This is a genomic window from uncultured Thiocystis sp., assembly GCF_903866365.1.
Taxonomy (GTDB): Bacteria; Pseudomonadota; Gammaproteobacteria; order Chromatiales; family Chromatiaceae; genus Chromatium.
On record NZ_CAIPNF010000448.1, the window covers coordinates 17,743 to 27,033 of the forward strand.

Here is a 9,291-nt window from a genome sequence, read left to right on the forward strand (position 1 = left end):
GATCCCGATGATGGCAAGATCGCTCTGGAGAAGTCTGCGGGTCATCGAGCACCTGATCACGGGCGCAATCGTCGCCCTGTACATCTGTCTGCGTTCCAGCATCGGCCAGCGGCCCGTCTGGGTGCCCCAGGCGGTGCGCTGGTGGCATACCCGGCTGTGCCGCGCGTTGGGTCTGCGACTGCGGGTCGAGGGGCGCGTCGAGCCGGGCTGTCTGCTGGTCGGCAACCATATCTCCTGGCTCGACATCCCCATCGTTGGCGCCCAGCATGAGATCGCCTTTCTTGCCAAATCAGAGGTCAGGGGCTGGCCGCTGATCGGCTGGATGGCCGAGATCGCCGGGACGCTCTTTATCGAACGCGGCGCGCATCAGGCCGACCGCATCGCCGCGCGTATCGTCGCGGAGATCGCGCACGGGCATCCGCTGATGATCTTCCCCGAGGGCACCACCACCGAAGGACGCTGCGTGCGCCGCTTTCATCCGCGGCTCTTCAGTGTCGCGCAAGATTCGGGGATTCGCATCCAGCCGGTCGCGATCGGTTATCGTCGGGGCGAGGATCCGACACCGGATACCCGCGCGCCCTATGTCGACGACGACACGCTGATCGCCAACCTCTGGCAGATCGTCCGTCATCCGGATCTGGTCGCCCACATCCAGTTTCTTCCGCCGTTGCAGGCCGACGACGAGACGACGCGACGCTCGCTGGCCGAATCCTCGCGGCGGGCGATCGTCGCGGCGCTTGGACTGGATCCGGAGAATGACCGGCGACGCCGACATGACCGGCCAGAGACCGCCCCCGCGAGCGACGAATCCACCCTGACCAGCCCCGACCCGAGCCCCGCCTGACACCATGCAACGAACCCGCCGCACCTCATCCGACCCTCGGGAACCCGAGCGGCTGGATCTCGCCATCGTCACCGAGACTTATCCGCCCGAGATCAACGGCGTGGCCAATACCATGCTGCACCTCGCGGAAGGTCTCGCGGAACGCGGACACGGGATTCAATTGGTTCGTCCGCGCCAGCAGACCGATCGGGGGCGCATACCCAGTGGGCCGGTGGTTCACTATCTGGTGCCCGGACTGCCGATCCCCGGCTATCGCGGCCTGCGTTTCGGCCTCCCGGTCTACTGGCGTCTGCGCCGTCAATGGCATCGGACCCGGCCACATCTGGTCTATATCGCGACCCAGGGACCGCTTGGCCATTCGGCACTCTCAGCCGCGCGCGCGCTCGGGATCCCGACCGTCACCGGCTTTCACACCCAATTCCATCAATACAGTCAGCATTATGGGCTCGGCATTCTGACCCACCAGATTGCCGAGACCCTGCGTCACTTCCATAACCGTTCGGATGCGACTCTGGTACCGACCGCGGAGCTGAAGGCCGAGCTGTCGAGCGGCGGTTTTCAGAACGTCCATGTGTTCGGACGTGGCGTGGATGTCACGCGATTCTCGCCGACCTGGCGCGATCCGGCGTTACGCCGCTCCTGGGGCTGCGATGACGATACCCTGGTCGCGGTCTACGTCGGCAGGGTCGCCGCCGAGAAAAATCTGGATCTTGCCCGCGAGGCGTTTCAGGCAATACTGGCCGAGCGTGCCAACGCGCGCTTCGTGCTGGTCGGCGATGGGCCTGAACTCGCCCATCTGCGCCGCGAGTTCCCCGACTTCATCTGCGCGGGGGCCAGGGTTGGCGACGCGCTCTCCGCCCACTATGCTTCGGGGGATCTCTTCCTCTTCCCCAGCCTGACCGAGACCTTCGGCAACGTGGTCACCGAGGCCATGGCGAGCGGGCTACCGGTCATCGCATTTGATTACGCGGCGGCACATGCCCACATTGAATCCTGGGTCAATGGCGTGACGCTCGCCGTGGGCGACAGCGCCGCCTTCATCGCCGCCAGTCGCGCCGCCGTTCAAAATCCGGCGCGTCTGCGCCAACTGGGCGCGGCGGCCAGAAAAACCGCCGAGGGCATCAGCTGGGATCGCGTTTTGGGCAGGGTCGAGGAACGTCTCTTCGAGGTGATTCGCCGACACGGCGGAATGGAGGTTTGTCATGAGGCCATGGCTGCAACACCTGAATAATCGCGAGGCGTCCATCTGTCGAACCTGGAGCCGATCAGGCCAGCGTGTCTGGGTGCATCGCCCGTTCGCGCTGGTGAGCCGACTCGGCGACGGCGTCTTCTGGTATTGCCTGATGGCCATCCTGCCATTGCTCTATGGTGTCGAGGGTCTCAAGGCCAGCCTGCACATGCTGGTCACCGGCGGCGTGGCGCTGGCGCTGTACAAGTCGCTTAAGGGCGTGACCCGGCGCGAACGGCCCTGCCATCACGCGAGCGACATCATGGCCCTGGTGCCGCCGCTCGACCGGTACAGTTTTCCCTCCGGGCATACGCTCCATGCCGTCAGTTTCTCGGCCGTGGCGGTGTACTACTTTCCGCAACTGGGCTGGCTGCTGATTCCCTTCACGGCCCTGGTCGCCAGTTCCCGGATTCTGCTCGGTCTGCACTATCCAAGCGATGTTCTGATGGCAACCCTGTTCGGCTTGACGCTCGCCTACTCCAGTCTTTCCATGCTCGATTAAACCGCGTCCAGTCGGCAGGCGTCGTTGGTGTCACGAAGGCCCCGACGGATGCCGAGGTTCAAGAAAAAAAAAGCCAGGCCGAAGCCTGGCTTTTTCCGATCAGCCGTCCGTCTTACTTGGACTGAGGCTGGGCAGGCGCGGCCGGAGCCGCGGGAGCCATCGGCACGCCGTAAGGAGCGGCATACGGATAGCCGCCGCCATAGTAGGGAGCGCCATAGCCGCCATACGGATTGCCATAACCACCGTAGGGATAGCCGTAGCTATTGCCGTAGTAGTCGCCATAGCCGCGACCGTAACCGCGACCACGACCGTACCCGCGGCCGCCGCCGCTCATGTTCATGCTGAAGTCGCCGTAGCCATCGCCGAACATGTCGCTGAACATATCGCCGACGCCGTCGCCCCAGCCGTTATTGCGGTAACCGTCGTTGCCCCAGGGACCGCCCCACCAGGCGGAAGCGGAAGCGGAAACACCCAGAAGTGCGGCAATCGCGGCAGCGGTAGCAAGCTTTTTCATCTATTTTCTCCGAGATTTGATGATGTTTTTCGTTCAGTGTGAGCGCTGTGGAGTGCGACCACGGAAATCAGTATATAAGAACATTATTAAATAGTAAATACCTGAAAAACGCTCACACTGAAGATATATTAGTCATCTTCCGTCTGACTTCAAGCAGATCCTCCCATGCCTTTGCCTTCTGTTCGGGAGAACGTAACAGATAGGCTGGATGGTAGGTCACGCGCAGCGGGATCGACGCCGCTCCGAACGTCAACCAGCGACCGCGCAAGCGTCCCACGGGCTCGTCCGTGCGCAGCAGACTCTGCGCTGAAATGCGCCCGACCGCCAGGATGACGCGCGGCCGGATCAAGGCCACCTGCCGCTGCAGATAGCCTTCGCAACGCTGGATCTCCTCCGGCTTGGGATCGCGATTGCCTGGCGGGCGACACTTCAGCACGTTGGTGATATAGACCTGCTCGCGGGACAAACCGATCGCCGCCAGCATCGGCGTCAGCAGTTGTCCCGCCCGGCCCACGAACGGCTCGCCCTGCCGATCCTCGTCGGCGCCCGGCGCCTCGCCGATCACCAGCAGATCCGCGTCCCGATGGCCGACCCCGAAGACGGTCTGGGTGCGGGTCTCGCACAGACCGCAGGCACGGCAGGCGGCCACGGCCGCCATGAGCGGATCCCAGTCCAGGGTGGCGACCTCCGCCGTCTCCTCGTCCAGACCCTCGTCCATCGAGTCAGCGCCCATCCGCGCCCAGGATTGATACGCCTCGAACATCGCGCCATCGTCATCGGGGGCTTGAGCCGCGTCCTGGTCGTCCCGGTTTTGTGGTGGGCGGGCGTCCCGTTCGCCAGCAGGCGGGACGCCCGCCCCGCCCAACGTCTCGCCGACACCCGACGCCAGTCTGGAAGCGGACGCCTGGACCGGATTCGCCTCCGCGTCGGGCGCTGGTGTCGGGTCGCCCGACCTCACCTCATCGGAACCCGGCGCGGGACCGAAACGCGGCTCCCAGACCGACACCCCCAGGGCACGCAGATAACCTCGGCGGACCACCTCGTCCATCAGACATCGCCGATCTGCGGATGGGCGCGTTGCGCCGGATGCAGAATCTTGTTGCAGGCATTGAGATACGCCTTGGCCGAGGCGATGACGATATCGGTATCGGCCCCCTGCCCGTTGACGATCCGCCCGCCCTTCTCCAGACGCACCGTCACCTCACCCTGCGCGTCGGTCCCGCTGGTGATGGCATTGACCGAATAGAGCCGCAGCACCGTGCCGCTTTCGACGATCGTCTCGATCGCCTTGAAGGTCGCATCCACCGGCCCGCCGCCGCTGGCCGCGCCCGACTTCTCGACGCCGTCGAAGGTCAGCACCAGCTTGGCATGCGGTGTCTCGCCGGTCTCGGAACAGACGCGCAGCGACACCAGTTTCACCCGCTCGTTGGCGGCTTCCAACGTCGCGTCGGTCACCAATGCCTGCAAATCCTCGTCGAAGATCTCGTGCTTTTTATCCGCCAGATCCTTGAAGCGCGAGAAGGCGGCGTTGAGTTCCTCCTCGGACTTCAGCGCCACGCCCAGTTCGTCCAGACGCGCCCGGAAGGCATTGCGGCCCGAGTGCTTGCCCAGCACCATGCGGTTCTCGCTCCAGCCCACGTCCTGCGCGCGCATGATCTCGTAGGTCTCGCGGCTCTTGAGCACACCATCCTGATGGATGCCCGACTCGTGGGCGAAGGCGTTGATGCCCACCACCGCCTTATTGGGCTGCACCGGAAAGCCGGTGATCCCGGACACCAGCCGCGAACAGGTCATGATCTGCGTGGTGTCGAGCTGGGTCTGACAGTCGAACAGATCCTGACGGGTCCGCACCGCCATGACGATTTCTTCCAGCGCCGCGTTGCCGGCGCGCTCGCCCAGCCCGTTGATGGTGCACTCCACCTGACGCGCGCCGTTGCGCACCGCCGCCAGCGAGTTGGCGACCGCCAGCCCGAGATCGTTGTGACAGTGCACCGAAAACACCGCTCGGTCGGCATTCGGTACCCGCTCGCGCAGGGTCGCGATCAGGCTGCCGAACTGATCCGGGATGTTGTAGCCGACGGTATCGGGGATATTGACAGTGCGGGCGCCCGCGTCGATCACCGCCTCCAGCACCCGGCACAGAAAATCGATCTCGGAGCGCCCGGCGTCCTCCGGCGAGAACTCCACGTCATCGGTATAGTTGCGCGCCCGCTTCACGGCATAAACCGCCTGTTCGAGCACCTGATCCGGCGACATCCGCAGCTTCTTTTCCATATGAATCGGCGACGTCGCGATAAAGGTATGGATGCGCCCCGCGTTGGCGCCCTTCAACGCCTCGCCCGCGCGGTCGATGTCGGCATCGAGCGCCCGCGCCAGACCGCACACCCGGCTGTCCTTGATCGCCTCGGCCACCGCCTTCACCGCCGCGAAATCGCCCGGACTGGCGATCGGGAAACCGGCCTCGATCACATCCACCCGCAGCCGTTCCAGCGCCTTGGCGATCCGCACCTTCTCGTCGCGGGTCATGGAGGCGCCGGGGCTTTGCTCGCCGTCGCGCAGCGTGGTATCGAAGATGATCAGATGGTCTTTGGCGGTCATGAAAAACTCTCTTGGGTGATGTGACGTTGCAGCGGTCGATTGTAGGCCATCGGCGCGGCGATCCTGGATGATCGAGCGGGATGAAACCGTGCGTCAAGTTCCATTCAGGTCTTCGATCGGCAATGATTCGATCGGTTGCCGGTCCCGGTCCGTCGCGGCCAGACTCGCGATCGGATCGATTTAGAGAAATCCAGAGCGTCACCGGATTGCGGCCTTGACCCGGCAAAACGATGCAATCGCTCCCCCTCGCCCCCATTTTCGGCGATGATTCGGGGTTCTCCGAGTGTCTGTCCGCCCATTTTCCCGAGACGTTGCGATGCAATACAAGGACTACTACAAAACCCTCGGCGTGGCGCGCAACGCCTCGCAAGACGAGATCAAGCGCGCCTATCGTCGGCTCGCGCGCAAGTTTCACCCGGATGTCAGCAAGGAAGCGAACGCCGAGGCGCGCTTCAAGGAGGTCAACGAGGCCAACGAAGTGCTGCACGATCCGGAAAAACGCGCCGCCTACGACGCGCTCGGCAGCAACTGGCGCGCCGGGCAGGATTTCCGGCCGCCGCCCGGCGCCGCCGGCAATCGGAATTTCCATTTCGATCCGAACGAGACCGCCGACTTCAGCGATTTCTTCGCCAGCGTCTTCGGACGCGCCTTCCGTTCCGATAATCGGGAAACCCGACGCCGCCGCGGCCAGGACCAGAGCATCAAAATCGTCATCGATCTTGAGGACGCCTACCGCGGCGCGACCCGTCAGCTCAAGCTCGACGTGCAGGAAACCGCCGCGGACGGCAGCCGCACCACGCGCTCGCGCACGCTGAACGTCCGCATCCCGGAAGGCGTCACCCAGGGCCGGCAGATCCGGCTCGCGGGGCAGGGCGCGGCCGGTCTGAATGGCGGCCCGTCCGGCGATCTCTATCTGGAGATCGAGATCGCCCCCCATCGGCATTTCACGCCGGACGGCAAGGACATTCTGCTGCGCCTGCCCATTGCCCCCTGGGAGGCGGCCCTAGGCGCTTCCGTGACCGTGCCGACCCTGGGCGGATCGGTGAGCCTGAAGATCCCGGCGGGCTCCCAGAGCGGACAGAAAATGCGCCTGAAAGGACGCGGTCTGCCCGGCAACCCGCCCGGCGATACGCTCGTGGTGCTGGAGATCGTCGCGCCGCCAGCCAACACCGAGGCCGCGCGCGAGGCGTATCGACTCATGGCCGAACGTCTGAACTTCAACCCGCGGGCCGAGTTGGGAGTCTGACCCATGGCGCAGATCGAGAGCGGCATTGAAGGAATCGTGCTGGATGAAGCCGTGACCGTTTCGCTGACGGAACTCACCCAGCTTTGCGGCGCCAATGGTCGCGCCATCGAACTCATGGTCATCGAGGGCGTGCTGCGGCCCCAGGGCGGACAGCCAGGGGATTGGCGCTTTAGCGGCGAGGAGGTTCGTCGCGCCCGCCGCGCCGTCCGACTCCAGCACGACCTGGACCTGAATCTCGCCGGCGCCGCGCTCGCGCTCGACCTGCTCGATGAACTGGACCGCCTGCGCGAGCGACTGCGTGCACTCGAACGACAACTCGGCGAGACCCGCGCGCCTCAATAAACACGCATTTAGGGTGGTTTTTGTGACGTCCGCAAGACACGGTGCGGAGTCTGCGTTGGATTCGAGTCAGATGCCGGACATGCAAACATCTCCCGATGACCGACGTTCAGTTGCGACGCCTGCCGCTGAAGCAGTCCGATGCGGGTCTCCAGCCAGGCTGCGATCACGGCTTGCGCCTCGGGTTCGCTGTCGAGCGCCGCGTCCGCCCACCCGGTGGCGAGGACACGTTGCAGATTGGCTTGACCGGTGGAAATCCTGACACCGGGGGGAAGCAAGTCGGACGATGATTGGGCCGATGAGCGCGTTGGCGGAGAAGTTATTGCTGACTTTCAATGGAAGATAGACATGGCCGTGCCTTTGCGTCAAAAATAACGCCTTGCCCCGCCACATGCCGACTGCGCCAGCCATTCCGAAAAAGCGTCTCGGAGATGGCGTTTGGGCGTTTTTCCCCAACTCTTCAACTCACGTAACGATGCGACCACCCCAGGCCATCGCGGATCGCGCGTTGCGGAGAATCTTCTCGGTGCGTGGCACCGAGCCCTGAAATATTCTTTTCCCATGAGGTTCAAGGTGGTCGTTCAAGCTGTAAGAGAGTCCCTGCAAGGACAGCCCTTCAATGATGTCCTTAACGAACTACACGCACACACATTTACCGGGGTACCAGGAGAGTCCGATCCTTTTACCCTGAGCGAAATCGATCGCGAATATATCGCCTATGCACTGGCGCTCTATTACCAATGCGACCATTGCCAGCTATACCACGGCCGCACTATTGCCCGCCTGCGTAAGCAATTGAATAGCCCCTATTGGGACTGGCAAGCGGAACTCGTGAAACTCACCCTGTTCCTGCGGACAGACCACGACAGTGTCTCGGCGCTGGAGTGGAGTGGCTGGGTGAATGCCTGGCGGGGGTTTGCCGACCGCGTCCATCATCACCAATCCGGGCTTGGCTGCAACATCGCGTATGCGATCGGCATCGCTCGCGCCGACGAACACCTGATGGACATCGCCTTTGAGTCGTTCGGGAAGCTCTATCCGCAGGAAGACACCCTCTTGGGCGTGATTCGCGATATTGACCGCGTCGTGGTCTTCATGAAAGCCGCCACCTCGAAAAACCGGACTGACCCAATCCTGCGGCGCCAATTAGAGCAGCGTGGCGTACCGCTGTAGTCCGGAAGATCGGCTGACCGCAAGCGCTGGTTTCGCGACGGGATGAGGCTGCGCCGGACGAGGTATTCCAGCTCGCGCACATTGCCTGGATATCCAGCTTGATCCGCAAGACTTTCGGAAGGAGGCCGGCCAAGCGCACCGGCTTCTCCAGAAAGTCGTCCGCGCCCAGTTTCATGGCGCCGACCGCCATCTCCACCGCGCCATAGGCCGCAATCATCATGACCCGCCCCAGCAGGTTCAGATCTTTCATCCGCGCCAGCACAAAACAGAACAGACATCGCGTGACAAAGGCCCATGAGCTGAATATACTAATCCGCTAAGGCTGAGTGGCAGAGTGGTTATGCAGTGGCCTGCAAAGCCGCGTACGGGGGTTCGATTCCCTCCTCAGCCTCCATATTCTTCGCCCACTTAACGCCCCATGCCTTAAACCGCATCCGTCGTGGTTAGCATCGCTATCAGTTTTCGCGCAACTTATCCTGAGTTCAATAACGATCAGATCTCGAACGGTCTAGATGCGTCATCCTCTCAAACCTTGATAACCCGTCTAGATTCAAGCACATCTCCACGTCAGCCCGGATGGCGAAATTGGTAGACGCAAGGGACTTAAAATCCCTCGACTTCGGTCGTGCCGGTTCGAGCCCGGCTCCGGGCACCACCTTAAAAACAAGGGCTTACGCTGAAAGGCGCGGCCCTTTTTCTTTGTCAGTCCGGCCCATGGGACATTCACGGGACACCGCCAGAGATCGCACGGTATAATCTCCCCCAACATCAGGCAACGCTTGGGGCATCGCATGGCGAGTATCGAGAAACGCACCGACACCACCGGCGCAACCTCCTACCGCGTGAA

At 63.2% G+C, this 9,291-nt stretch carries 9 protein-coding genes and 2 tRNA genes; 8 read left to right on the forward strand and 3 right to left on the reverse strand.

Annotated elements, in window-relative coordinates; translation table 11 throughout:
* Nucleotides 1-7: 7 nt before the first annotated feature.
* Genes QZY07_RS24580 through QZY07_RS24590 form a run of 3 tightly spaced genes read left to right on the forward strand, consistent with a single transcriptional unit; the run spans nucleotide 8 to nucleotide 2,574 of the window.
* Entirely contained in the window at nucleotides 8-844 is an 837-nt protein-coding gene (locus tag QZY07_RS24580; RefSeq protein WP_295408611.1) for a lysophospholipid acyltransferase family protein, read from the forward strand.
* 4 nt (nucleotides 845-848) lie between these two features.
* Nucleotides 849-2,075: a glycosyltransferase family 1 protein gene (locus QZY07_RS24585; protein ID WP_295408613.1), complete on the forward strand. Its 1,227-nt coding sequence runs from the start codon at nucleotides 849-851 to the stop codon at nucleotides 2,073-2,075.
* Nucleotides 2,047-2,574 carry a phosphatase PAP2 family protein gene (locus QZY07_RS24590; protein ID WP_295408615.1) on the forward strand — a complete coding sequence of 176 codons (528 nt, stop codon included), beginning with the start codon at nucleotides 2,047-2,049 and terminating at the stop codon, nucleotides 2,572-2,574. The genes QZY07_RS24585 and QZY07_RS24590 overlap by 29 nt, the downstream gene beginning before the upstream one ends.
* A 112-nt stretch (nucleotides 2,575-2,686) precedes the next feature.
* On the opposite strand, the gene QZY07_RS24595 is transcribed toward QZY07_RS24590, so the two are convergent.
* The 3 genes from QZY07_RS24595 to QZY07_RS24605 form a co-directional block, all read right to left on the reverse strand.
* On the reverse strand, nucleotides 2,687-3,088 hold the full coding sequence (locus QZY07_RS24595) for a sulfur globule family protein (protein WP_295408617.1): 402 nt from the start codon (nucleotides 3,086-3,088) through the stop codon (nucleotides 2,687-2,689).
* A gap of 112 nt (nucleotides 3,089-3,200) precedes the next feature.
* Nucleotides 3,201-4,136 carry a uracil-DNA glycosylase gene (locus QZY07_RS24600; RefSeq protein ID WP_295408619.1) on the reverse strand — a complete coding sequence of 312 codons (936 nt, stop codon included), beginning with the start codon at nucleotides 4,134-4,136 and terminating at the stop codon, nucleotides 3,201-3,203.
* The gene (locus tag QZY07_RS24605) at nucleotides 4,136-5,686 is read right to left on the reverse strand and encodes a 2-isopropylmalate synthase (RefSeq protein ID WP_295408621.1); all 1,551 of its coding nucleotides are present in this window, start codon (nucleotides 5,684-5,686) and stop codon (nucleotides 4,136-4,138) included. Before QZY07_RS24605 ends, QZY07_RS24600 begins: the two co-directional genes overlap by 1 nt.
* A gap of 316 nt (nucleotides 5,687-6,002) precedes the next feature.
* On the opposite strand from QZY07_RS24605, the gene QZY07_RS24610 reads away from it, so the two are divergent.
* From QZY07_RS24610 to QZY07_RS24630, 5 genes are all read left to right on the forward strand, one after another.
* The gene (locus QZY07_RS24610; RefSeq protein ID WP_295408623.1) at nucleotides 6,003-6,932 is read left to right on the forward strand and encodes a DnaJ C-terminal domain-containing protein; all 930 of its coding nucleotides are present in this window, start codon (nucleotides 6,003-6,005) and stop codon (nucleotides 6,930-6,932) included.
* A gap of 3 nt (nucleotides 6,933-6,935) precedes the next feature.
* Entirely contained in the window at nucleotides 6,936-7,274 is a 339-nt protein-coding gene (locus QZY07_RS24615) for a chaperone modulator CbpM (RefSeq protein WP_295408625.1), read from the forward strand.
* A 435-nt stretch (nucleotides 7,275-7,709) separates the two neighbouring features.
* Complete coding sequence (locus tag QZY07_RS24620) at nucleotides 7,710-8,444, forward strand: hypothetical protein (RefSeq protein WP_295408627.1); 735 nt, start codon at nucleotides 7,710-7,712, stop codon at nucleotides 8,442-8,444.
* A 320-nt stretch (nucleotides 8,445-8,764) separates the two neighbouring features.
* Nucleotides 8,765-8,838, forward strand: a tRNA-Cys gene (locus QZY07_RS24625).
* Between the two features lie 176 nt (nucleotides 8,839-9,014).
* Nucleotides 9,015-9,099: transfer RNA gene (locus QZY07_RS24630), tRNA-Leu, on the forward strand.
* Nucleotides 9,100-9,291 lie beyond the last annotated feature (192 nt).